This window comes from Qipengyuania sp. ASV99 (assembly GCF_047872805.1).
Classification (GTDB): Bacteria; Pseudomonadota; Alphaproteobacteria; order Sphingomonadales; family Sphingomonadaceae; genus Erythrobacter.
On record NZ_JBLQUK010000004.1, the window covers coordinates 97,281 to 119,658 of the forward strand.

A 22,378-nucleotide genomic window follows, 5' to 3' on the forward strand; every position below is an offset into this window, starting at 1 on the left:
AAAGCCGGGGTGACAAAGCCTGTTGCATGCAGGGCAACGGAAATTTCGCGGCTGGGCAGGTTTGACGGCGGGGTGCGATCAGGACCGCGTCCAAAGCCGTTTGAGGTTAAATTGCACCGCCTGCAGCTTGGTGAAGTTTTCGTGGCTCATGTTCAGCCCTTCGAGCGCGGCGACCTCGTTGAGTTCGTAAAGCAGTTCGCGGTGAAAAGTGTCGGCGATCTGGCTCTGGATAAAGGTCAACCCGACCAGCCGCTGACCGCTCAGCACTTCTTCGACTTCGTGCAGTGTATGCGAAGGATAGACGATAGCAGAGCCCGCAGGGCCCTTGATCCGCACTTCTTCTGTTCCCAGCTGGATCCTGAGCGCGCCGCCATCGTAACTCGCTGGATCACCTAAGAAAATCGTGCAGGACAAATCGGACCGGATGGTGACATTGCCAATTGTCATCAGCGCCGAATCCGGATGCAGACCATACCGCATTCCGGGCTCATATCGGGTAATCAGCGGCGGCGCGAATTGTGCAGGCACCGCGAAATTGACGAAATCCTCATTGCCGAGCAGCGCGTTGGCCATGATTTGCACGGCCTGCTGTTGCAGCCGTTCGTCATGCATATGAAGGTTTTTCTTCGCCTTGTTGTGCGGATTGCTGATCCGGCCATCGACGTAACTCGCCTGATCCGCGATCCGTTTAAGCTCGGATAATTGCTGAGAGGACAGCACGTTTTCGATCAGCCTGAACATTTCTATCCCTTCTTCGCGCGGGTCAGCGCGCGCTCAATTGCGGCATGATCGCGCGCGGCGGCGTCCAGCCATTCGAGCGCCGCATGAATTTCCTGACGGTAGTCCGCGGCTGCCCCGGCCAATACTTCCTCGCGCAATTGCGGAGAATAGCCATGTTCGGGCGCTTTGGAATATTGCTGCATTATCGGCCCAGCGACGAGCGCTTGCGCCTGTTGCGCAGGCATGGCGATGTTCAGGAAAGCGGCGATTTCTGCGAGCATTTCGGCAGGCTGCGCCAAAAAGGCATCGAAATCGACCCACCGCACATTGTCGCTGGCGGCGGATTCAAGCGCGGTCATTTCGCAGGCCCATGACAGCGCAGCGCGCTGCGCTTCGCCCAGTTCCCAAAGCTTGAAGGGTGCGCTGTCGAGCCGCCGGTGCAGCCGTTCCAGCCGCGGACCGGATAGCACCGCCAGTTCGGCGCGCGAGTTCTCACCAGCCAGAATTGTCTGCAAATAGCGCTCCGGTGAAAGCATAAGGAACACCGCCTTGTGTCTCCCTGCCAGCAAATCGGGCGCAATCTCGCTGGCGAAACTCGTTGCCTTGATAAGCGCGCGCTGATCGGGGCGGAACGTGCGCGCCAGCCATTGCCTTGCGAGGTTCAGGCGGCGGTCAAAATCTTCGGGCGACCACGGCGAATGAGGCAGGCCGCGCTGGCCCTTTAGCTCGGCAAACTGGCGCAGGATCTGCGGCTCGCGCAGCGCCAGCGTGTCCGATGCCTCGCCTAGCAGCCGTGCAATCAGCGTCGAACCGACATGGCCAATATGAAAGATGAATTGCGCATCGTTGCGGGTTTCGCCTGCCGGTGCAGCGGCGGTCTGCGCGGCCAGATCGCTCCACCCGGCCCATTGCATTGGACGCTGAATTGGCTGCGCTCCCGCCGTGCCGGGCTGCGGTTGCAACAGACGATTGTCGAGGAAACTGGCGGCGCGGTAATCCGCCTCGCTCATCGCGACCAGCAGCGCACGATCAGAGGCGAGGTCGATCTGATGAACAAAAAGGCCGGCATCGAGAGCGAAACTCATCGGGTGCCGGCCTTTCTGTTAAGTGCCAAATTCAATCGAAGTGCTGCGATCAAGCTTCGGCGGTGTCCTCGCCGCTATCGGCCGTATCGTCGAGCAGCTCTGCGGGGATTTCGCCCGGTTCAAGGTTGGGGTCGATGCGGTTGGCATCGGCCTGTTCCTCAATTTCGCGTTGCTCGTCTTCGAACATCTGCGCGAGCACGTCGACACCCTGCGATTGCAGCTCAGCCTCGTCATCGCTGCGCGCGACGTTCGCCTTGACGGTGACATGCACTTCGGGGTGCAGCGCCACGGTCACTTCGTGCACGCCGATCGTCTTGATCGGGGCGCCCATGATGACCTGACGCTTGTCGATGTCAAAGCCCTGTTCCACGAGCCCTGCGACCATGTCACGGACGTTGACCGATCCGTAAAGCTGACCGGCGTTGGAAGCAGCGCGGATCAGGATGACCTGTGCGCCTGCAACCTTTTCGCCAGCGACCGATGCTTCAGCGCGCTTTTCTGCGTTTTCCTTTTCCAGCCGTTCACGGTTGGCTTCGAACACTTTCTTGTTCGCGGCGTTGGCGCGCAGGGCTTTCTTCTGCGGAAGCAGGAAATTGCGGGCAAACCCGTCTTTCACAGTGACAACGTCACCGATCGATCCGAGTTTTTCGATCCGTTCTAGGAGAATGATATCCATAATGCCTTCTCCCTACTTCACGATATACGGCAGCAGGCCGATCTGGCGCGAGCGCTTGATCGCCTTGGAAAGCTCACGCTGCTTCTTTGCAGAAACGGCGGTGATGCGCGAAGGCACGATCTTACCGCGTTCGGACATAAAGCCCTGCAGCAGACGCACGTCTTTGTAATCGATCTTTGGGGCGTCCTTGGCCGCGAACGGGCAGGACTTGCGGCGGCGGAAAAACGGGCGGGCCATCAGTCGCGCTCCTCTCTGTCGGTGCGGCGCTTACGCTCGCGTTCGTTCTTGCGCATCATCACGCTGGGGCCATCTTCGTGTTCGTCAACGCGGATGGTGAGATAGCGGATGACGTCTTCGTTAATCCGCGTCTGGCGTTCGAGTTCGGCAACGACCGAGCCGGGGGCGTCAATGTTGAGCAGGACGAAATGCGCCTTGCGGTTGCGCTCGATCTTGTAAGCGAGACTTTTGAGACCCCAGGTTTCGGTCTTTGTGACCTTGCCCTGGTTTGCTTCGACGATTTCGGTCGCCGCGGCCGCCAGCGCATCAACCTGAGCCTGGCTCAAATCCTGACGCGCGAGGAAGATATGCTCATACAGAGCCATCTTTCATCCTTTCACATTTACGCCGATCGCTGGCTGATCCGTCCGGATGACGGGGCCCCTCCGGCTTTCTTGGCTCCGCCCGGTAAAAGGCGGAAGCGCGCCCATAGCGGCTTTACCGGGTAATGCAAGTCTTGCGCGAAGGCGGCGCTGCGGGCAGGCAGCGGACGGGACAGTTTAATCCGCAGGAGCTGCGTGCAATGCCATCGGGTCTGGTTGCTTTATTTGATGATGTGGCGGTGCTCGCGCGTGCAGCGGCGGCTTCGGCAGATGATGTCGCGGCGGCGGCGGGCAGGGCGGGTTCAAAGACCGCAGGCGTGGTTATCGATGATGCGGCAGTAACGCCCAGCTATGTCACCGGCCTGTCGCCCGCGCGCGAATTGCCAATCATCTGGGCGATCACCAAGGGCAGCCTGTTCAACAAGCTGATCATTCTGTTGCCCGGCGCATTGCTGTTGTCAGAGTTTCTGCCTTGGGCGATCATCTATTTGCTGATCATAGGCGGCGCGTTCCTGTGTTACGAAGGCGCGGAAAAGGTGATGGAAAAACTTGGCGCGCAAAAGCATGGCAAGACTTTGGAAGATGAAATCACGGATCCGGTTGCCTTTGAAAAACAGCGTATAGCAGGAGCGGTGCGCACCGATTTCATCCTCTCGGCGGAGATCATGGCGATCGCTCTGGCCGAGGTCGCCGATGAAACGCTGGTGCTGCGCGCAGGGGTTTTGGCTGTGGTCGGATTTGTCGTGACTGTGGCCGTTTACGGCGTGGTCGCGCTGATCGTGAAACTTGACGACATGGGGCTTGCACTGACTCGGAGAGGCAGCGGATTTGAGCGCAATCTGGGCGAATTTCTGGTCAATATGGTTCCCCCGTTGCTCGCGCTGCTATCGCTGGTCGGCACGGCGGCGATGCTGTGGGTGGGCGGCGGGATCATCGTTCACGGCACCCATGAACTGGGTTTCGACGCGCTCTATGACATGGCGCATGGCGCGGAATATTGGGTCGCCGGCATGTCGGGTGCCTTGGGCGGGGTCCTGGGCTGGATAAGCTATGCCGCGATTTGCGCGGTGCTGGGGCTTGCATTGGGCGCGGTGATCGCTTTTGTCCTGCACAAGGTGATCGGTTATGAAGGGGCGCATTGATCCTGCGTAACGGGGCGCGCTGACAATTCGCGGCGCAGCAATTTGCCGATCGGGTCGCGCGGCAAGCTTTCGACGAATTCAATGTAGCGCGGGCGTTTGTATCCGGCGATCTTGCTTTTGAAGCGCGAGGTGATTTCTTCGCGGGTTAGCGTTTCGCCCGGTTTCAGCACGACAAACGCCTTGACCGCTTCGCCCCATTGCTTGTCAGGCACGCCGCAGCAGCCGGCATCGGCAACTTCGGGCATATCGGCGAACACGGCATCGACTTCTGCCGGATAGACATTCTCGCCGCCGGTCTTGATCAATTCCTTGGCGCGGCCGAGCAGATAGCCAAGCCCGCGCGCATCCATCGTGCCAAGATCGCCGGTGCGCAGCCAGCCGTGACCCAGCGCTGCCTCACTCGCATCGGGATTGCGCCAATAGCCGAGCATGACCGAAGGCCCGCGCAGGCAAATCTCTCCTTCCTCGCCGGGACCAAGGTGATTGCCATCCGGGTCGAGCACAGTCATTTCGACATGCGGCATGGTCCAACCGATTGAGCGCGGATGCAGAATCATTTCGGGATAATCGATGAAGGTAGCAAAACCGCACACTTCGGTCTGACCATATCCGCCCACGACGCGCGCATCCCAATCACGCTCGATAAAGTCGTATATCTGCGGGCGGCCCATGCCCGCACCGCCGGTATAATTGGTGAGCGGCATTACTCCGCCGCGCACCGGCTTCATCGTCTGCCACGGGAAACAGATGGTGGGAAAGGCGCTGGTGGTGGTGCAGGCCTCACGGTGGAGCAGATCGAGCATCGCGCCGCTGTCATAGTCGCGCCCGGCAAACACGCTGCATCCGCCGCAGGCGAGCATCGCCGCAACCTGCTGCATCCCCACCACATGAAACAGCGGATTGACCGAGAGCAGGCGCTCTTCGCGGGTAAAGCCGCGCCGCACCGCATAACCCAGCGCTGATGCGGCCACTGCGCTGCCCGATTGCAGGCATCCCTTTGGTCGACCTGTCGTACCGCTGGTGTACATCATATAGAGCGGGCGTTCGGATTTCAGGTCAGGCAAAGGCCTTGCGCCATGCGGTGAGGTGGCGATGTTTTCAAATTGCCCGTGCGGATCGTGAGCTTCGTCAATTGCAATCACTTCGCCCGCATTCGCTTCGGCCAGCAGGGCCATGAAGCGCGGGTTGGCGAAGGTTAGCGCAGGCTCCGCATTGCTCGCGACCCAGGCGATCTCTGCCGGTGCGAGCCGCCAGTTGAGCAGCACTGCAATTGCTCCAATTCGTCCGCAGGCGAGCAGCAAAGTTACGAATGGCGCGCCGTCGGTCAGCAGCAGCGCGGCCCGGTTGCCCGGACCGACCCCTTTGGCCAGGAGCCACCGCGCGGTTCGTTCGACCCGCTCATCCAGCTCAGCATAGGTCAACCGCTGCGTGCCATCGACAATGGCCAGCCGGTTGGCGTGCTGCGTGGAGCAAGCTTTTAACAGGGTATTGAGCGAGAAATCACGGGCATCCATCGGGCAGGCCTATCGCGACAAGGCGCACCATTCCATCAGCGATTTTGAGGGCGCGACAGGTCGTTTCCGCATTTGCTACAGTTTCGGTTGGGCCAAGGAACAACAAATATCCCGCGAAAGAACATGTTCTTGCCGCAGTTTGGGCAATTAAAGCCCAACATTCGCGCATTGGCCAGCACCAGGCCGACAATGGCGACACCAAAGGCGATTGTGGAATGACCTGCAAATTGCTCGACCACGACTACGAACAGGATCGCCAGCCCTAGCGCTGCGGCCATGAACCAAGCGTGCCGCTGCGCGCGTTCGTAAAAGCTCACGTCAGCTGCTCGAACAGGCCCTTGGCAAAGCTGGTGAGTGTGTCGTCGCGCGCGCCCATGATAACGATCCGGTCGCCGGGCTGTGCCAATTCGGCCATGCGATCCCCGCAAGCGCTGCGTTCAGGGACGTGTTCAGCATTGCCGCCTGCCTGCACGATGAGCTTGATTATCCGCTCGGTCCCCTCGCTGCGGTCAACCGTGCCGCCGAAATAGACCGGGTCGCACATGATCGTGATGTCATCCGGGCCAAGCTCGCGCGCAAAGGTTTCCGCCAGTTCATCGCCCATCTGGCGCAAGGGGCCATATCCGTGCGGCTGGAAAAACGCGATCACTCGTCCCGGTGCGGCCTTGAGCGTGCGCAGGGTCGCAGCGCATTTTTCGGGATTGTGGCCGAAATCGTCGATCACGGTAATGCCCGATGCGGTGGTGCCAATCACATCGAAGCGGCGCGCAAGGCCAGCGAATCCCCGCAAGGCGGCGGCGGCGGCCCCGATTTCGACTCCCGCTGCGCTGACGGCGGCGATGGCGGCAAGCGCGTTCGACAGATTATGAAGGCCTGGCATCGGCAGGATCAGCGGAAACACCTCGCGGGTGCGGTTGTCGATCACCGCGGCGCTGATTCCGAACGCGCTTTGTTCGACCGAACCGGGTTCGGCGGTGATGTCCGCACTGCTTTCGTGCAAGGCAAAGCTGATCGATTGGCCTGCCTGAGGGGCAAGGTGGCGGGCCTCTTCATTGTCGAAATTGATGACCGCGCACCCCGATTCGCGTACGAATTGGCCAAACAAAACGCGCAGTTCCTCGATCGATTTGTGATCGAGACTAACGTTCAGCAGGACCCCGATGGTGGGTCTGTAGAGCGCGATCGAACCGTCGCTTTCATCCACTTCGCTGATGAAAATGCGCGGATTGCCGACACGCGCGCTGGCAAAGGGATTTTCTGCACTGGTGAAATTCTTCATCACCGCGCCGTTCATCACGGTGGGATCGAAATGCGCTTCGGAAAGGATCCATGCGATCATCCCGGTGACGGTGGATTTGCCCGAGGTGCCCCCGACTGCAATCGAATATCCGGCCTCGTTAAAGAAGGCTGAGAGCAATTCGGCGCGGCTCATCCGTGCGCAGCCCAGTTCCTTTGCCCGCGCGACTTCGGGCACACTGTCCTCGACCGCAGCAGAAGCGATCAGGATCTGATCGGGCGAAGTGATCCCGCTGCCGTCCTGCGGGAACAGCGCAAAGCCATTGCCAGCCAGCCAGGCGAATTTTTCGGGCGTACGGCCCTGATCGTAGGAACGATCCGACCCGGCGACTTGATGGCCAAATCCATGCGCGATTTGTGCCAGCGGAAGCATCCCCGACCCGCCGATTCCGCAGAAGAAGAACGGTCGCCCTGATAGCGCCGAATTGTCTGATCCATCCATGGTAAACACGGATATTGGCTTGCAAGGATACTGACAAGCGCCATAGGCTGACGCGCATGACGAATATCGCCATTTGTGCCCCGGCCACGCCAATCACCCGCGACCATGCCGCCGCGCTGGAAGCGCTGGTGGCGGCGGAATTTCCGACCCACAGTGTGACCTTTCACGAACAATGTTTTGCCAGCAGTGGGCATTTTGCGGGCGATGATCTGACCCGCCTTGGCGCTTTGCTCGATTGTGCCAATGACCCGGCGTTTGATGCGGTGTGGTTTGCGCGAGGAGGCTATGGCTCCAACCGCATTGCTGAGGCAGCAGTGGCGCGGATGAACGCCTCTGCTCGGTCCAAGACCTATGTTGGTTTCTCCGATTGCGGCTATCTGCTTGCCGCGCTCTACCGCGCCGGGATCGGGCAATGCGCGCATGGTTCGATGCCGGTCAGTGCGGGCTCGGAAGGCGGGCGAGAGGCGGTGCGCCGGGTGCTGCGCTGGTTCGCGGGCGACAATTCGGGGCTGGAGCCGAGCCTGGACGGGGTGATCCCTGCAGCCGCCTTCAACCTAATCACGCTGACGATGCTGGCGCGCACGCCGATCATGCCCGACCTCACCGATCATGTGGTGATGGTGGAGGAAGTGAGTGAGCATCTTTATGCCGTGGACCGGATGTTCTTCGCGCTTTCCAGCAGCCTGCCGCGCATCGCTGGTTTGCGATTGGGAGCGATCACTGCCGTGCCTGAAAACTACGTCGAATTCGGTCAGAGCGCCGACGAAATAGCGCGTTTTTGGTGCGACCGCGCGGGCATCCGCTATCTGGGCCGCGCCGAAATCGGCCATAGCGCTGCCAACAGAGTTGTGCCCTTCGGACTTGCAGGGCCAGCGGGCGCGGCTTAGGCGCGCGGACCTACAGGAGGTTTTTCATGCGAGCATTCGTTTTCCCCGGTCAGGGCAGCCAGAAGGTCGGCATGGGCGCAGAGCTTTCCGCCGTCAGCCCGGCTGCGCGCGCCGTGTTTGAAGAGGTCGATGAGTCACTCGGTCAGAAATTGTCGGCAATCATGCGCGATGGGTCGGAAGATCAACTGACTCTGACCGAGAATGCTCAGCCCGCGATTATGGCCAATGCGATTGCGACCCTGCGCGTGCTGGAGGCGGAGTTCGGCGTGCGATTGGCGGAGCGCGCGGCCTGTGTCGCAGGGCACTCGCTGGGCGAATACACCGCGCTGTGTGCTGTTGGCGCGTTCGATCTGGCGACGACTGCGCGGCTGCTGAAACTGCGCGGGCAGGCGATGCAGGCCGCCGTTCCGGTGGGCGAGGGCGCGATGGCGGCATTGCTGGGGGCCGACATCGAAAAGGCGACCGCGCTTGCCGCCATGGCCTCAGAACAGGACATTTGCGAAGTCGCCAATGACAATGATCCAACGCAGGTGGTGATTTCGGGACATCGCAGCGCGGTGGAACGCGCGGTTGCGATGGTGAAGGATCACGGAATAAAGCGCGGGGTGTTGCTGCCGGTCTCCGCCCCCTTCCACTGCTCGTTGATGCAGCCGGCGGCGGACCGGATGGCGGAGGCGCTAGCTGAATCCCCGCCGGGGGCGCTCGCGCTGCCGATCTTTGCCAACGTCACCGCCGCCAAGGTCACCGACCCCGAAGAAGAACGCGCGCTGCTGATTGAGCAGGTGACGGGACGCGTGCGCTGGCGCGAAAGCGTGCTGGCAATGCGCGCCGACGGGGCGGAGAGCTTCATCGAGCTCGGCGGCAAGGTGCTCGGCCCGATGATCGGCCGGATCGACAAGGAAGCGGTGACGCAAAGCCTGGTTACGATGGAAGACCTTGAAGCGTTTGCAAAGGAGATCAACTGATGTTCAGGCTTGATGGAATGAACGCACTGGTGACGGGTGCGAGCGGGGGGATTGGTTCGGCGATTGCGATTGCGCTGGCCAAACAGGGCGCGCGGGTGGCGATCTCTGGTTCCAATGGGTCAAAGCTGCGGTCCTTCCGCGAACAATTGCACGAAGAATTCGGCGGTGAGCATGTCGAGATCACCTGCAATCTGTCTGACCGGGTGCAGGTCGAAGAATTGATCCCCGCCACGCTCGATACGCTGGGCGGGATCGACATTCTGGTGAACAACGCGGGGATCACCCGCGATAACCTCGGCATGCGGATGAAGGACGAAGAATGGGACGAAGTGATCGCAATCAACCTTGAATCTTCGTTCCGCCTGATGCGTGCCAGCGCCAAGCCGATGATGAAGGCGCGATTTGGCCGCATTATCAATATCACCAGCGTCGTTGGGCACACAGGCAATCCGGGTCAGATGAACTATTGTGCTGCCAAGGCCGGCCTTACCGGCATGACCAAAAGCTTTGCGCAGGAAATCGCCAGTCGCGGGATCACCGCCAATTGCATTGCGCCGGGGTTTATCAGCACGCCGATGACCTCTGCTCTGGACGAAAAACAACAGGCCGCGATCAATGCGCGCATTCCGATGGGCAAGATGGGCAGCGGCGATCATATCGGCGCGGCTGCGGCATTTCTGGCGAGCCGCGAGGCGGGCTATATCACCGGCGAAACGCTGCATGTGAACGGCGGAATGGCGATGCTGGGGTGATTACCGGTGGAAGTGGTGTCAGTTTGGCCCTTATCCCCAATCGAATCTGCCCTCGCGCAACCGCAAACTTGCCCGTATTGTGCGGGACGCTAAGGTTTTCCGACAGTCCGGCACCACAGGGGCGATTCCGCCACTATCGGTGCCGCGCAAGGCACAAGAAGATAGGCAAAGCTGATGAAGGCCACGATCGAACGCGCGACGCTGCTGGGGTGTCTTTCCCATGTGCAGTCGGTGGTTGAACGCCGCAACACCATTCCGATCCTTTCCAACGTCCTGATCGACGCCAGCGCAGGCGGCAGCGTCAAGGTGATGGCGACCGACCTTGATCTGCAAGTGGTCGAAACCATGGCGGCGGCCTCGGTTGAAGTGCCCGGCGCGATCACGGTGTCGGCGCATCTGCTGTTCGATATTGCGCGCAAATTGCCCGATGGCAGCCAGGTAAGTCTGGAAACCAATGAAAATCGCATGGAGGTGAAAGCGGGGCGCAGCCGGTTCAAACTGCCAACGCTGCCGCGCGATGATTTCCCGGTGATCGTTGAAGGCGATTTGCCAACCAGTTTTGAGATTCCCGCGCGCACTTTGGCGCAGATGATCGACGCCACGCGCTTTGCCATCTCGACCGAAGAAACACGCTATTATCTCAACGGCATATTCCTGCATGTTACCGATGCGGATGAGCCCGTTCTGAAGGCCGCTGCGACCGATGGTCACCGGCTGGCGCGTTTCACTATGGCACGGCCTGACGGGGCGGAGGGGATGCCCGATGTCATCATCCCGCGTAAAGCCGTTGGGGAGTTGCGCAAATTGCTCGAGGAAAAGCTTGACGGTCAGGTGCAGGTCGATCTTTCCGCCAGCAAGATCCGCTTCACCTTCTCAGGCGAAAGCGGCACGGTGCTGACCAGCAAGCTTATCGACGGGACTTTCCCCGATTACAGCCGCGTTATCCCGACCGGCAATGACAAGCTGCTGAAGGTTGATCCCAAGCTGTTTTTCCAAGGGGTAGACCGTGTAGCCACCATCGCCACAGAAAAAACCCGCGCGGTGAAAATGGGGCTGGAACCGGACAAGGTCACGCTGTCGGTCACCTCTCCCGACAATGGCAATGCCGCCGAGGAGCTTGCCGCGACTTACAACAGCGAAGGGTTCGAGATCGGGTTCAACGCCAATTATCTCAAGGATATTCTGGGGCAATTCGATTCCGCAGAGATTGAACTGCACCTTGCTGACGCGGGCGCGCCAACGCTGATCCGGGAGAGCGAGGATAGTCCGGCGCTCTACGTTCTCATGCCGATGCGGGTTTGACGGGGCTGTGATGCGGGGGTCAGCGAAGGTTTCATCCGCTCGTGCGGTGATGGGGGCGGTCATGGCACTGCTGGTGTTGGGCGCTTCGGCTCCGCTACTCGCGCAGTCGCCGGAGACGTTTGAACCGGCGTTCAGCGCCGACGATGATCTCGACTGCGCAATTTTCGTTGGCGCATTGATGGCGGAAATGGATGCTGAGATGACGCCCGACAACCGCGTCGGGCTGACCTCGGCCTTTACCTATTTCGTTGGCCGCTATGAGGCGCAGCGCGGGATCAAGCTGACCGAGGCATTCACCGCGCGCTATCCGGTCTATCTGGCGAGCAATCCGGCAGAGATCGAACAGACCTGCTCGATCCGCATGCGTGCCTTTGGTGCCCGGTTGCAGGCTGCGGGCAGCGCGCTGTCGCAATTGCAGCCTTCGCCTGCCAGCACAGATGAACAGGCTGATACGCCGCCGCAGGAATAATCCTCAGTATGATGGGATTGGGCGGTCTGATCGGGTAATGTGCCCCCGAAAAGGAGAATCCGGTAATGACTCAGGCTCAGGTCCACGTCCGCAAGGCTGAACTCACCCATGCCGTGCTGGCTCACTCGCCGCTTGGCGAATTGGCTGATGGCGCGGTGCGGTTGAAGGTCGAAAGCTTTTCAGTCACTGCCAACAACATCACTTATGCCGTGGTCGGCGACGGGTTCGGCTATTGGAATTTCTTTCCCGCGCCAGAGGGTCTGGGCATTGTCCCGATGTGGGGTCACGCGCAGGTGATCGAAAGCAAGTGCCCCGACATCGCCGTAGGAGAGCGGGTTTACGGTTACCTGCCGATGGCCACGCATCTCGATGCGGTGCCGGGCAAGGTCCACCCCGGCGGCTTTTCTGACATGACCGACTATCGCCAGCCGATGAGCCCGGTTTACAACAATTACACCCGGCTCTCCGCTGATCCGGAGCATGATCCCGCGCGTGAGAATGAGCGGATGATCTATGGTCCGCTGTTCAAGACCGGGTTTATCATCGATTATTTCATGCGCAGTGAGGAGTGGTTCGGCGCGGGCCAGGTGGTGATGACCAGCGCATCGTCGAAAACCGCGATGGGACTGGCCAGCTGCGCGAAACAGGCGTCACCCGGCATCAAGCGGATTGGCCTGACCTCGGCGGGCAATCTGGACTTCGTTCGTTCAACCGGGCTGTATGATGAGGTCGTGGCTTATGATGACCTCGGCAGCATCGCGGCCGAACCGACCGTCAGCGTCGATTTTGCAGGGAATGCGAAACTCCTCGCCAGCATCCACCACCATTTTGGTCATGCCCTCAAATATTCCTGCCTTGTCGGCGCGACCCATATCGAGGAACGCGGCTCTGGCTTCGGTGGGACGGCGAGCCTACCCGGACCCAAACCTGCGCTGTTCTTTGCCCCCGATCACTTCGTCGCCTTCTTCAAAGAGCACGGTGCAAACGAAGGCGGGCAGATGGCCGCCGCCGCCTGGCGCGGTTTCCTCAAATCGGTCGAAGGCGCAGTCGATATCGTCCCGCAAAAGGGCCTCGACGCTGCGCGCACGACCTTTCTGGAAATGGTCGGCGGCAGTGTCGATCCGGCCAAGGGCATCGTGATCGAGCCTTAGGCCGCAGTTTACTCCGCCGCTTCGGCCAGCTCGGCGCGTTGTGGTCCGCGGATCAGGCCGCCGGGAGTTTCGCCGGTCCATTTACCCTCTTCGAAGGTGACGGTGCCATTCTTGATCGTGCAGACATAGCCATCGGCTTTTTGCAGCAACCGCTTGCCGCCTGCGGGCAGGTCGAAAGCGAGCCACGGCCGACCGAGTTTCAGCCGGTCCATGTCGATCACGTTTATGTCGGCCAGAAAACCGGGCGCGATAAGGCCGCGATCCTCCAGCCCGTAAAGCACAGCGGTGTCGCGGCACTGGCGCTTGATTGCGTTTTCGAGGCTGATCCGGTCCCCGCGCTTACGATTCTTCACCCAATGTTCGAGCATGAAGGTGGGCGAGGCCGCGTCGCAGATTGTCCCACAATGCGCTCCGCCATCCGACAACGAATTGACGGTATCGTCGGCGTGCTGCAGCGGGTGCAGGAAATCGAGATTGCCATCGGCATAATTCAGGATCGGCAGATAGATGAAGCCAGTCGCGCCGTCTGCGCACAGCATGTCATAGGCGTATTCCTGCGGGTCCACCCCGGCGGCGCGGGCGCGGGCATTCACGCTGGCGCTGGCATCGGGTTCGTAATCGAAATCGGGGTCCATTTCATACTGCAGCGCCCACCCTTGGGTGATGACCATCACCACGCCGATGATGTCCATTGGTGCCTCGGAATAGTCATTGGCTTCGGACAGCAATTGCTTTTTGAACGCCGGATCGAGCAGTTTGGCCTTTTGCTCGTTCCATGGCAGTTCCTTGATCGCCTGCCAGCTCGGGCGAAAGGCGAAGGGGTTTACCGTGCCCTGCCATGCCATAATGATGCCGTTGCCGCGCAGCGCGATCTGCGCAACGATGTTGGCGCCATTGTCGTTTTCGGCGCGCATCGTGGCGATCTGTTCGGCCAGCGGCATTTCCTTGGCGATGCTTTCCAGCGCGGCGAAGGTAACGGGGATGCCTGCCTCGCGGCTCAATCGGCCCATCCATTCAAATTCATTCCAGTCGCGTTGCAGATCGCTCGCCATTTCGAACACGGCGTGACCGCCTGCTGCCCGCGCGCGGCCCATCGCATGGCCGATGGCGACCAGTTCTTCGGGCGTGGCTGTCGTGCCGGGGACCAGCTCCCCATCGACCGATTTGTGCAGCACTGTGCGCGAGGTGGAAAAGCCCAGAGCGCCAGCGCGCACGCCTTCTTCGACAATGTCCGCCATCGCTTTGATGTCGGCCTCGGTTGGCACTGCGCCGGGCTGCTCGCGCTCTCCCAGGACATAGGCGCGCACTGCGCCGTGAGGGACATGGGTGCCAATATCGACGCTGCGCGGCAGTTTCTCCAGCGCGTCAAGATATTCGGGGAAAGTCTCCCAATCCCATGTCATCCCTTCGGACAGCGCGGTGCCGGGAATGTCCTCGACCCCCTCCATCAGGCTGATGAGCCATTCGTGACGGTCGGGCTTGGCGGGCGCGAATCCGACCCCGCAATTGCCCACTACGACGGTTGTGACGCCGTGCCAGCTCGACGGGGCCATTTCCTGATCCCAGGTTGCTTGACCGTCGTAATGGGTGTGAATGTCAACAAAACCGGGGGCGACGATCCTGCCGGTTGCGTCGATTTCGCGCTTTGCCGCGCCATTCACCGCGCCGACCGCCGCGATCAGACCGTCCTTTATTGCGACATCGCCGGTGAAGCGCTGCGCTCCGGTACCATCGACAATTGTGCCGCCCCTGATGATGAGGTCAAACTGCGCCATTGTATCTCTCCCTTTTGACCCGGAGAATGTCGCAAATATAAAGGGCTGTCCAGATGACCGTGACGAAGCAGGGCTTTGTTAAGCTGCGTAGGCCCCAGCGCGTTCCGCCGATGCTACTGCCCGATCGAGGAAACCGCGCATTGCGGCGACACATTCGTCCCTGTGGCTCAGCAGGAACAGGTGCCCGCCTCCTTCCATCACAACCAGTTCGCTGTTGGGGATCAGCATATTCAGAAACTTGCCATTGGCCAGCGGCACGATCGCATCGTCATCGCCCATCATGATCAGCGTGTCCTGTTTCAGCAGGAACGGCAAAGCGGGCGCGCTGGACCAGCCGAGCATACACAGCAATTGATACATGTAACCGCGCGGGGAGGGCGGTTTAAGCCGCGACATATGCCCGCCTTTGCCCTGCGATTTGCCCAGACCCTCACCATAAAGCGTCTCGAAATTCTTGAGCATGAAATCGGGGTCGATATAGCGGCGCGGATTGGCCATCTTGGTCAGCGCTTTGGGGCTGCCGGGCATCATCAACATGCCTGCGCTGGTTGCAATCAGCACGACCCGGCGGGTGCGCGCGGCGTGCTGCATGGCGAAATGTTGCGCCATCCCGCCGCCCCAGCTGATCCCCATCACATCGACCTCTTCGACACCAAGCAAATCGAGCAATTGGGCTGCGGTCCAGCTCATGGTGAAGGGATTGTAGGGCAGCACCGGGTCAGGCGATTCGCCCACGCCCGGCATGTCGAACATGATGAAGGGACGCTCGTTTAAGGCTTCGGCAAGCGGGGCTACGGCTTCGATATTTGCGCCGATGCCGTTGAAGAACAACACGGGCAGGTGATCGGATGGCTGATCCAGCCGCCAGCGGGCAACCCGTAGCGTCCGGCCGCCCACTTTCTCCATGGTGACGACCGCGCCGTCCATTGCATTGCTCACTTCAATCGCGTCCTTTTAATACGCGCGTCATCTCGGCGCTGGGTGGGGGGCACATGTCGCAGATCCCTTGCGACACGTGCCCCCCATAAGTTGAAAATCTGACCTTGCGGTAGGGCTAGTATCAGACTTCTTCGACAACGTAGAGTCCGGGCGCGGCTTCTTGCGGCGGATGCGCCTTGCTGCCGACTTCGGCGGGCGCGGGCTGCTTGCTGCCCGACCGCGCCTGAATCCATTCCATCCAGTACGGCCACCAACTGCTCTTGACCTCTTCGGTGCCTTGCAGCCATTCATCGGCGGTGGCGGGCAGTTTGCCCTTTTTCTTCTGCACGAAATAGACCGCCTTGGGATTGCTGGGCGGGTTGAGGATTGCCTGCATGTGGCCCGACTGGCTAAGCACATAGGTGACGTTCTTTGATCCGAACAATTGGGTCGAACGATAGGTCGCCTTCCACGGAGTGATGTGGTCGGTTACCCCGCCGAGGATGAACAGATCAGCGGTGACCTTGGTTAGGTCCACCTTGTGATCGGCCATTTCGACCGTTCCCGGCGTTGAGAATGCGAGCTGTTCATACAGAGTAAGGAAATCGCCCATCAGGCTGGCGGAAAGATTGGTCGCATCCGAATTCCAGAACAGCACGTCAAATGCGGGCGGATCCATTCCGAGCAGGTAATTGTTGATGACATAGTTCCAGATCAGATCGTTGGGCCGCAGCCACGCAAAGCCGCGGGCCAGATCATCGGCCTTGATGATCCCGGCCTTGGCTGCGCGTTGCCGGGCAAGCGCCATGCCGTTTTCGCTGACCAGCGATCCAGCCTCGATATCGGTCTGTTTAGGGTGAAGCACACACACCATCAGCGTCAGTGTGCCCAGAACATCATTACCCGTCGCCGCGAGTTTGGATGCGAGCACCGATGCGGTCTGCCCGCCTGAACACCCGGCGGACACATTGACCCTTTTCGATCCGGTGATCTCCGCCACCGCCGCCAGCGCTTCCTCGCAGCTGGCGATGTAATCGGCCATGTCCCAGTGGCCCTGTTCCTTTGACGGATTGCGCCACGAAATCACGAAGGTCTGAAGCCCGTTATCGACCTGCCATTTGATGATCGATTTTTCCGGCGACAGGTCGTTGATATACATCTTGTTGATCTGCGGCGGGATGGTCAGTTGCGGGATCGCATAGACTTCATCCGTGGTCGGCGCATAATGGATCAGTTCCATCATCTCTGTCCGCAGCACGACATTGCCTTTGGACGTGGCGATGTTCTTGCCCAGCTTGAACGGGCGTTTGTCGACCTGACTTACCATGCCCTTGTTATGGACAATGTCGTTATAGGCGTTTTGTAACCCCTTGATCAGCGACAGTCCGCCTGAATTGATGATCTGCTTTTGCGCCGATGGGTTGCCGATCAACGTGTTGGTCGGGGCGATCCCGTCAAGAATGATGTTGGAGATGAAATTGGCGCGGTTGCGCTCCAGCTCATCCAGCTCAAGGTCTTCTAGCCAGTTTCGCATACCCTTTTGCACGGCGAGGTAATATTGCGCCCCGGCACGGAAGAACGGATTGTATTGCCACGCCGGGTCCATGAACCGCTTGTCCTTGGGATGGGGGGCAAGTTCACTTTTGCCGGTCATGATCTTGACCATGTCTTCACCCATCGACTGCGCATGGCGAAACGCGCGGCCAGGGTCTGAGGCGGTTTCGCGGAGCAACAGCGCCACCGCGCTGACGAAATCCTCACGCGCCACACCCACCAACGGGCCCAGCGCGCTGGTCGATTGCGCAGCCTCGTTTTCGAGTTTTACCTTGCCACTTGGCATCCCGTCTCTCCCCAATCTCGTCCGGTCGCTGTTGCCGAACTGTGTCCATTTACACGCTCGTCAACAAATGACCTGCAAAATGGCTCCTGACAAGCGCAAGCGGCGCTGCAATTCCTTAGGACCGTCTCGCGCGACGGATGAGGTCGCCAAGGGTTAAGCGCAATTAGCCATTCTTTCACCCTTTGAAAGCTATGCAACGCTGCGCTTTTCAAAAGAACGGGGACCAGGGACCAATGGCCGGCTTGCTTTCGCGAATTCAGAACGGAAAGGCTGACGCGCACAGCGATGCGCCTGCCGGTGCGTTCAACGCGATCAGCCGGGCAAACCTGCTCGAAAGCCTGGAAAAATCGGATCTGGGATGGTTCTGGGCGAGCGATGCAAACGGCCATTTGACCTATATCTCCTCGCCTGCGGCGCAGCGCGTTGGCAAACCGGTCGAAGAGATCATCGCAAGGCCGATCACCGAATTTTTCCAGCCAGTCGAAGACACTGGCGGCAGCGGGCACGAACGGCCGCTGAAATTTCAGCTTGCCTCGCGCGGTTCTATCAAGCCAGTCACCGTCAAACTGGAAATGGGCAACGGCCATTCATGGTGGGAGATCGCGGCGGTCCCGCAAACTGATGCAGCGGGTAATTTTGCTGGCTATCATGGCATCGCGCGTGATGTGTCTGATACGTATGAAGCCAAGCAACATGCGGAAAAGCTGTCACGCTATGATTCGCTGACGGGGCTGTCCAATCGCCACCGGATGTCGCATCAATTGGGCGCGACGCTAACCGCGTTCCGGGCCTCAAAACGGTCCTGCGCGATCATGCTGATCGACCTCGATCGGTTCAAGCAAGTCAATGACACCATGGGCCATCCGGCGGGTGACGAATTGCTCAAGCAGGTTGCCGCACGGCTCAAGCGCGTGCTTGGCGACGCGGTGGAAATCGGTCGCATTGGCGGCGACGAGTTTCAGGTGATCCTGCCCGACGAGGATGATCGCGGGGTGCTGGGCGAACTGGGTATGCGAGTGATCCAGATGATCTCGCAGCCCTATACGATTAATGGCCTGCGGGCAGTGATTGGCTGTTCGGTCGGCATTGCGGTCGCCCCGTTTGACGGCATTCAGGAAGACGAGCTGGTCAAGGCAGCCGACCTTGCGCTCTATTCGGCCAAGGGCGGCGGGCGCGGGCAATTCCGGTTTTATTCCAGCGAGTTGCGGGACAAGGCCAGCCACCGTCACCAGATTGAATCAGACCTGCGTGATGCGTTGAACCGTGAAGAACTGGAAATGCATTACCAGCCGATCGTCGACGCCAAGAACCATCAGGTCGTCTGTGTCGAGGCTTTGATGCGCTGGAATCACAGCGAGCGAGGCATGATCTCTCCCGCCGATTTCATCCCCGTAGCTGAAGAAGTCGGGATGATCCGCGAGTTGGGCGCATGGGCGCTGCATAAAGTGTGCGAAACTGTCCAGACCTGGCCGGGTCATGTGCGGGCTGCGGTCAATGTTTCGGCGGTTCAGTTTGATGCCGACGATTTCGTTGATGTGGTCAAGCAAGCGCTCAGGTCCACCGGCATCGACCCCTCCCGTCTGGAACTGGAAATCACCGAAAGCGTGTTTGTCGGAGATATGGAGCGGGCCTTTCGGTTGTTCAACGCGCTCAAGGAACTGGGCGTGCGGCTCTCGCTCGATGATTTCGGCACGGGCTATTCTTCGCTCGGCTATTTGCGCGATGCACCGTTTGACAAAATCAAGATCGACCAGAGTTTTGTGCGCGGCTGCACCGCCGAAGACAACAAGAATGATGCCATCATCGCTGCCGTGGTCAGCCTGGCACGGGCACTGGGTATGGAAACCGTGGCCGAAGGCGTTGAAACCAAGGATGAAATGCGGGCCGTCACCGAACAGGGTGCGACCCATCTGCAAGGGATGCTGTTTTCGCGTGCCATCCCAGGAGCGGAAATTCTGCAAAGGCTGGAGGCGGGCGAAATCGAATTTACCCCGCGTGGCCCGGAAAAATATCGTTCTGACCGGCGCACTGAATTCCGCAAGATCGGCCTGATCCACGGAAATGACCGCTATAATGTGTTTCTGCGCAACCTTTCGAAAACCGGCGCAAAGGTCGAAGGGCTGCTCGACGTGCCCGTGGGCACCGACATTGTGCTCGATCTGGGCGGAGGACAGCTTGCCGTGGCAAGGGTCCGCCGCTCCGAAGGGTTCAGCCAAGGTGTCGAATTTGAGACCCCGTTAATCAGCGACGGTGCCGACGGTCTTTGCACCCGCCACCGGGTCTCTCCCTATCAGATCGAAGCGGCGGGCCGGCCCTTGCGAGCGCTCAATGATGAAGCCGTGGCGGCGATTACCGGCGCGATCAGATCTGGCACCAAAAGCTTTATCCAAGTCGAAATCGGCAAGCATTGATTGCTGTGGCTGACTCTACAGCAGCGTCCGTTTATCCTGCTGTTAACTTGCCATCTTAGGCAAAAAATAACCAACCGGATTTACGAGTGGTGAAGGACGCGCGGTGTCTGCGCTCTGGCGCGTTTTGGGCTTTGACTCCGCATTGATGAAAGGATGGCATGGGTGCCTCTCAAGGGTTTCTTGGCAAAGAGCGGTTTGAGATCGGGCGGTGCATTCGGCGCTGCCAGCACCCACACTTCCAGCGCCCTATCCGACACCGAAAAACTGGCGATGCTCGATGAACTGGAACAGTCTGGACTGGGATGGTTCTGGGCCAGTGATGCTCAAGGCAACATTACCTATCTGAGCGCGGCGATTGCCGACCGCATCGAGGTTCCTCTGATAGAAATACTGGGGCAGCCGCTCAGCAACATGTTCGTATGCGCCGACCGTGACGGGCGATCCAAATCGCTATCGCTGATGCTGGGTGCGCATAAATCGTTTTCTGGCATTGCGGTGCGCGCAGAAAAGCGGCCGGAGGGCGCCGTCCTGCGTTTGTCGGGCAGACCAGCTTTCAATGGTGAGAAGTTTGCCGGCTTTCGCGGCACCGGTTCGGACATCACTGATGAATTCTTCCGCGAAGAGGAAACGGTGCGGCTGGCGAAATACGATTCGCTGACCGGACTGTCCAATCGCTACCGGATGAAGCACCGGATCGAATCCACTCTCACCGCGTTCAAAGCGGCCAAGCGCAATTGCGCGGTGATGATGCTTGATCTCGATAAGTTCAAACACGTCAATGATACGCTTGGTCATGCGGCGGGCGATGAATTGCTCAAACAGGTTGCTGACCGCCTGCAACGTTCGCTTGAAGTCGAATGCGAGATTGGCAGGCTGGGCGGCGACGAGTTTCAAGTGATGATCCCTGACAAGGATGATCGCGGTGAATTGGGCGAGATTGCCCTCAAAGTCATAACAATGCTGCGCCAGCCCTATTCGCTCGAAGAGGGGCGCTGTGTCATCGGTGCCTCCATCGGCATTGCGATTGCGCCGCATGACGGGGTGAACGCGGACGACGTGGTGCGCTCTGCCGATCTCGCACTGTATGCGGCGAAAAATGGCGGGCGCGGCCAGTACCGGTTCTTTTCCGGCGAGCTTGAAAACGAAGCCTTGTTTCGCCGACGGTTGGAAGAAAACCTTGGGGTTGCAGTGCAGGAAGAGCAGCTCTTCCTAAAGTTTGAACCGATGGTCAGTGCAGAAGACGGAACGGTGCGCGCGTTGGAAACGCACATTTGCTGGATGCACGATCAACGCGGCGAAATTGACGAGGAAGAATTTGCCCTGATCCTTGATGGATCGAGCCAGGTGGTCGAAGTGGGCACTTGGGCGATCCGCGAGGCATGCCGCCATGCCGCGCAGTGGCCGGATACGATCCGGCTGGCGGTCAATATTCCGGTCGCCCTGTTTGCGCATGACGGTTTTGTCGACGCGGTTGCAGAAGCCTTGGAACAGGCCGATTTGGCGGCGCACCGGCTGGAACTGGAAATTAGCGAAGCGGTGTTTTTTGGAGATGCCAATGCGGTCGACCGCACGCTGGCGCAATTGTTCAAGCTCGGGGTGCGGTTGACGCTGGACGAATTTGGCAGCGGTTATTCCAGCCTCGCCTATTTGCGCCGCGCACCGTTTGACACGATCAAGATCGATGAAGCGCTGGTCAGCGAAGCGGAACAGCATGACAGCAAAGAACTGGGTTTGATCCGTGCAATTGTGGCGCTGGCTGGTGCGCTGGAAATGGACACGATTGCTAACGGGATCGAAACCACTGAAATGTTCGCACGGCTTAAGGAATGCGGTGTCAAACATATGCAAGGCCCGATCTTCTCCGATCCGGTCACCAGCGATGTGGTCGAAACCGAGCTGGTCGGCGAGTTATGGAAAATTGCCCCCAGCGGCGACCGGATGAAACGCGCCAAGCGGCGCACAGTGTTCCGCAAGATTCAGGTTATCCATGACGACCATTCCTACGAAGTGACCCTGCGCAATCTGTCGCGCAGCGGGGCATTGATTCAGGGGCTGAGCGATGTGCCCAAAGGCACCCAGTTCGTGGTCGATCTGGGCGGCGGCCAGTTGGCGGTCGCCACTGTTATCCGCACCAATGGCGATACGCAGGGGCTGGAATTTGAACAGTCGCTGGTCGATGATGGCTCTGGCGGATTGTGCACCCGCAACCGGGTGAGCCCCTATGCGCTGGCTTCTGCCGGGACACCGCTCGCTGCGCTGTCACAGGGCAATTACAACGCGATGCAGGGCGGATTGTTAGGGCAGGGCGCGGGCAGCATCCCGCAATTCGGCTATGCGGCGCCGACCCGGCACGATGCCGCCTGACGTATCAGCGGGAAACCCGGCATAGTTGCAATTTTCTCGAATGACAGCGCCAGAACGCGACGCTAAACGC

General features: G+C 59.8%; 20 protein-coding genes. 9 read left to right on the top strand and 11 right to left on the bottom strand.

Annotated elements, in window-relative coordinates:
* Window positions 1-78: 78 nt before the first annotated feature.
* The 5 genes from ACM64M_RS07005 to rpsF are packed head-to-tail and all read right to left on the bottom strand — an operon-like array spanning window position 79 to window position 3,083.
* Entirely contained in the window at window positions 79-741 is a 663-nt protein-coding gene (locus ACM64M_RS07005) for a Fe2+-dependent dioxygenase (protein WP_416227957.1), read from the bottom strand.
* 2 nt (window positions 742-743) lie between these two features.
* Window positions 744-1,805, bottom strand: coding sequence for a hypothetical protein (locus ACM64M_RS07010; protein WP_416227958.1), 1,062 nt, complete (start codon window positions 1,803-1,805; stop codon window positions 744-746).
* A gap of 49 nt (window positions 1,806-1,854) precedes the next feature.
* Window positions 1,855-2,481 (bottom strand): 50S ribosomal protein L9, encoded by a 627-nt coding sequence (gene rplI / locus ACM64M_RS07015; RefSeq protein WP_416227959.1) that lies wholly within the window; start codon window positions 2,479-2,481, stop codon window positions 1,855-1,857.
* A gap of 12 nt (window positions 2,482-2,493) precedes the next feature.
* A complete protein-coding gene (rpsR, locus tag ACM64M_RS07020; RefSeq protein ID WP_416227960.1) occupies window positions 2,494-2,718 on the bottom strand; it encodes a 30S ribosomal protein S18 in 225 nt (74 codons plus the stop codon).
* Entirely contained in the window at window positions 2,718-3,083 is a 366-nt protein-coding gene (gene rpsF / locus ACM64M_RS07025; protein WP_416227961.1) for a 30S ribosomal protein S6, read from the bottom strand. The genes rpsR and rpsF overlap by 1 nt, the downstream gene beginning before the upstream one ends.
* Window positions 3,084-3,280: 197 nt before the next feature.
* Between rpsF and ACM64M_RS07030 the strand changes: the two genes are divergently transcribed.
* Complete coding sequence (locus ACM64M_RS07030; RefSeq protein WP_416227962.1) at window positions 3,281-4,222, top strand: DUF808 domain-containing protein; 942 nt, start codon at window positions 3,281-3,283, stop codon at window positions 4,220-4,222.
* Here the strand turns inward: ACM64M_RS07030 and ACM64M_RS07035 are convergent.
* Genes ACM64M_RS07035 through ACM64M_RS07045 form a run of 3 tightly spaced genes read right to left on the bottom strand, consistent with a single transcriptional unit; the run spans window position 4,204 to window position 7,474 of the window.
* Window positions 4,204-5,736, bottom strand: coding sequence for a class I adenylate-forming enzyme family protein (locus ACM64M_RS07035; RefSeq protein ID WP_416227963.1), 1,533 nt, complete (start codon window positions 5,734-5,736; stop codon window positions 4,204-4,206). The genes ACM64M_RS07030 and ACM64M_RS07035 overlap by 19 nt on opposite strands.
* A gap of 35 nt (window positions 5,737-5,771) precedes the next feature.
* Window positions 5,772-6,053 carry a hypothetical protein gene (locus tag ACM64M_RS07040; protein WP_416227964.1) on the bottom strand — a complete coding sequence of 94 codons (282 nt, stop codon included), beginning with the start codon at window positions 6,051-6,053 and terminating at the stop codon, window positions 5,772-5,774.
* Window positions 6,050-7,474, bottom strand: coding sequence for a Mur ligase family protein (locus tag ACM64M_RS07045; RefSeq protein WP_416227965.1), 1,425 nt, complete (start codon window positions 7,472-7,474; stop codon window positions 6,050-6,052). Before ACM64M_RS07045 ends, ACM64M_RS07040 begins: the two co-directional genes overlap by 4 nt.
* A gap of 56 nt (window positions 7,475-7,530) precedes the next feature.
* Between ACM64M_RS07045 and ACM64M_RS07050 the strand changes: the two genes are divergently transcribed.
* From ACM64M_RS07050 to ACM64M_RS07075, 6 genes are all read left to right on the top strand, one after another.
* A complete protein-coding gene (locus ACM64M_RS07050) occupies window positions 7,531-8,361 on the top strand; it encodes an LD-carboxypeptidase (RefSeq protein ID WP_416227966.1) in 831 nt (276 codons plus the stop codon).
* A gap of 26 nt (window positions 8,362-8,387) precedes the next feature.
* Window positions 8,388-9,326, top strand: a complete 939-nt coding sequence (gene fabD, locus ACM64M_RS07055) for an ACP S-malonyltransferase (RefSeq protein ID WP_416227967.1) — start codon at window positions 8,388-8,390, stop codon at window positions 9,324-9,326.
* Window positions 9,326-10,078: a 3-oxoacyl-[acyl-carrier-protein] reductase gene (gene fabG / locus ACM64M_RS07060; protein WP_416227968.1), complete on the top strand. Its 753-nt coding sequence runs from the start codon at window positions 9,326-9,328 to the stop codon at window positions 10,076-10,078. Before fabD ends, fabG begins: the two co-directional genes overlap by 1 nt.
* Window positions 10,079-10,252: 174 nt before the next feature.
* Window positions 10,253-11,380: a DNA polymerase III subunit beta gene (gene dnaN / locus ACM64M_RS07065; RefSeq protein ID WP_416227969.1), complete on the top strand. Its 1,128-nt coding sequence runs from the start codon at window positions 10,253-10,255 to the stop codon at window positions 11,378-11,380.
* 61 nt (window positions 11,381-11,441) lie between these two features.
* Complete coding sequence (locus tag ACM64M_RS07070; RefSeq protein WP_416227970.1) at window positions 11,442-11,849, top strand: hypothetical protein; 408 nt, start codon at window positions 11,442-11,444, stop codon at window positions 11,847-11,849.
* A gap of 65 nt (window positions 11,850-11,914) precedes the next feature.
* Entirely contained in the window at window positions 11,915-13,000 is a 1,086-nt protein-coding gene (locus ACM64M_RS07075) for a DUF2855 family protein (RefSeq protein WP_416227971.1), read from the top strand.
* An 8-nt stretch (window positions 13,001-13,008) separates the two neighbouring features.
* Here the strand turns inward: ACM64M_RS07075 and ACM64M_RS07080 are convergent, their stop codons facing one another.
* The 3 genes from ACM64M_RS07080 to ACM64M_RS07090 all read right to left on the bottom strand — a co-directional run bounded on the left by ACM64M_RS07080 (window position 13,009) and on the right by ACM64M_RS07090 (window position 17,533).
* Complete coding sequence (locus ACM64M_RS07080; RefSeq protein ID WP_416227972.1) at window positions 13,009-14,775, bottom strand: N-acyl-D-amino-acid deacylase family protein; 1,767 nt, start codon at window positions 14,773-14,775, stop codon at window positions 13,009-13,011.
* 78 nt (window positions 14,776-14,853) lie between these two features.
* Complete coding sequence (locus ACM64M_RS07085; RefSeq protein WP_416227973.1) at window positions 14,854-15,714, bottom strand: alpha/beta fold hydrolase; 861 nt, start codon at window positions 15,712-15,714, stop codon at window positions 14,854-14,856.
* A gap of 121 nt (window positions 15,715-15,835) precedes the next feature.
* On the bottom strand, window positions 15,836-17,533 hold the full coding sequence (locus ACM64M_RS07090; protein WP_416227974.1) for a PHA/PHB synthase family protein: 1,698 nt from the start codon (window positions 17,531-17,533) through the stop codon (window positions 15,836-15,838).
* Between the two features lie 233 nt (window positions 17,534-17,766).
* On the opposite strand from ACM64M_RS07090, the gene ACM64M_RS07095 reads away from it, so the two are divergent.
* Together ACM64M_RS07095 and ACM64M_RS07100 are read left to right on the top strand one after the other, a co-directional pair.
* Entirely contained in the window at window positions 17,767-19,944 is a 2,178-nt protein-coding gene (locus ACM64M_RS07095) for an EAL domain-containing protein (protein WP_416227975.1), read from the top strand.
* A gap of 153 nt (window positions 19,945-20,097) precedes the next feature.
* On the top strand, window positions 20,098-22,308 hold the full coding sequence (locus tag ACM64M_RS07100; protein WP_416227976.1) for a putative bifunctional diguanylate cyclase/phosphodiesterase: 2,211 nt from the start codon (window positions 20,098-20,100) through the stop codon (window positions 22,306-22,308).
* Window positions 22,309-22,378: the final 70 nt, after the last annotated feature.

Coding starts and splice junctions, on each gene's coding strand:
- ACM64M_RS07005 (WP_416227957.1), bottom strand. CDS start 741: ATGTTCAGGCTGATCGAAAACGTGCTGTCCTCTCAGCAATTATCCGAG.
- ACM64M_RS07010 (WP_416227958.1), bottom strand. CDS start 1,805: ATGAGTTTCGCTCTCGATGCCGGCCTTTTTGTTCATCAGATCGACCTC.
- rplI (WP_416227959.1), bottom strand. CDS start 2,481: ATGGATATCATTCTCCTAGAACGGATCGAAAAACTCGGATCGATCGGT.
- rpsR (WP_416227960.1), bottom strand. CDS start 2,718: ATGGCCCGCCCGTTTTTCCGCCGCCGCAAGTCCTGCCCGTTCGCGGCC.
- rpsF (WP_416227961.1), bottom strand. CDS start 3,083: ATGGCTCTGTATGAGCATATCTTCCTCGCGCGTCAGGATTTGAGCCAG.
- ACM64M_RS07030 (WP_416227962.1), top strand. CDS start 3,281: ATGCCATCGGGTCTGGTTGCTTTATTTGATGATGTGGCGGTGCTCGCG.
- ACM64M_RS07035 (WP_416227963.1), bottom strand. CDS start 5,736: ATGGATGCCCGTGATTTCTCGCTCAATACCCTGTTAAAAGCTTGCTCC.
- ACM64M_RS07045 (WP_416227965.1), bottom strand. CDS start 7,474: ATGGATGGATCAGACAATTCGGCGCTATCAGGGCGACCGTTCTTCTTC.
- ACM64M_RS07050 (WP_416227966.1), top strand. CDS start 7,531: ATGACGAATATCGCCATTTGTGCCCCGGCCACGCCAATCACCCGCGAC.
- fabD (WP_416227967.1), top strand. CDS start 8,388: ATGCGAGCATTCGTTTTCCCCGGTCAGGGCAGCCAGAAGGTCGGCATG.
- fabG (WP_416227968.1), top strand. CDS start 9,326: ATGTTCAGGCTTGATGGAATGAACGCACTGGTGACGGGTGCGAGCGGG.
- dnaN (WP_416227969.1), top strand. CDS start 10,253: ATGAAGGCCACGATCGAACGCGCGACGCTGCTGGGGTGTCTTTCCCAT.
- ACM64M_RS07070 (WP_416227970.1), top strand. CDS start 11,442: ATGGCACTGCTGGTGTTGGGCGCTTCGGCTCCGCTACTCGCGCAGTCG.
- ACM64M_RS07075 (WP_416227971.1), top strand. CDS start 11,915: ATGACTCAGGCTCAGGTCCACGTCCGCAAGGCTGAACTCACCCATGCC.
- ACM64M_RS07080 (WP_416227972.1), bottom strand. CDS start 14,775: ATGGCGCAGTTTGACCTCATCATCAGGGGCGGCACAATTGTCGATGGT.
- ACM64M_RS07090 (WP_416227974.1), bottom strand. CDS start 17,533: ATGCCAAGTGGCAAGGTAAAACTCGAAAACGAGGCTGCGCAATCGACC.
- ACM64M_RS07095 (WP_416227975.1), top strand. CDS start 17,767: ATGGCCGGCTTGCTTTCGCGAATTCAGAACGGAAAGGCTGACGCGCAC.
- ACM64M_RS07100 (WP_416227976.1), top strand. CDS start 20,098: ATGGCATGGGTGCCTCTCAAGGGTTTCTTGGCAAAGAGCGGTTTGAGA.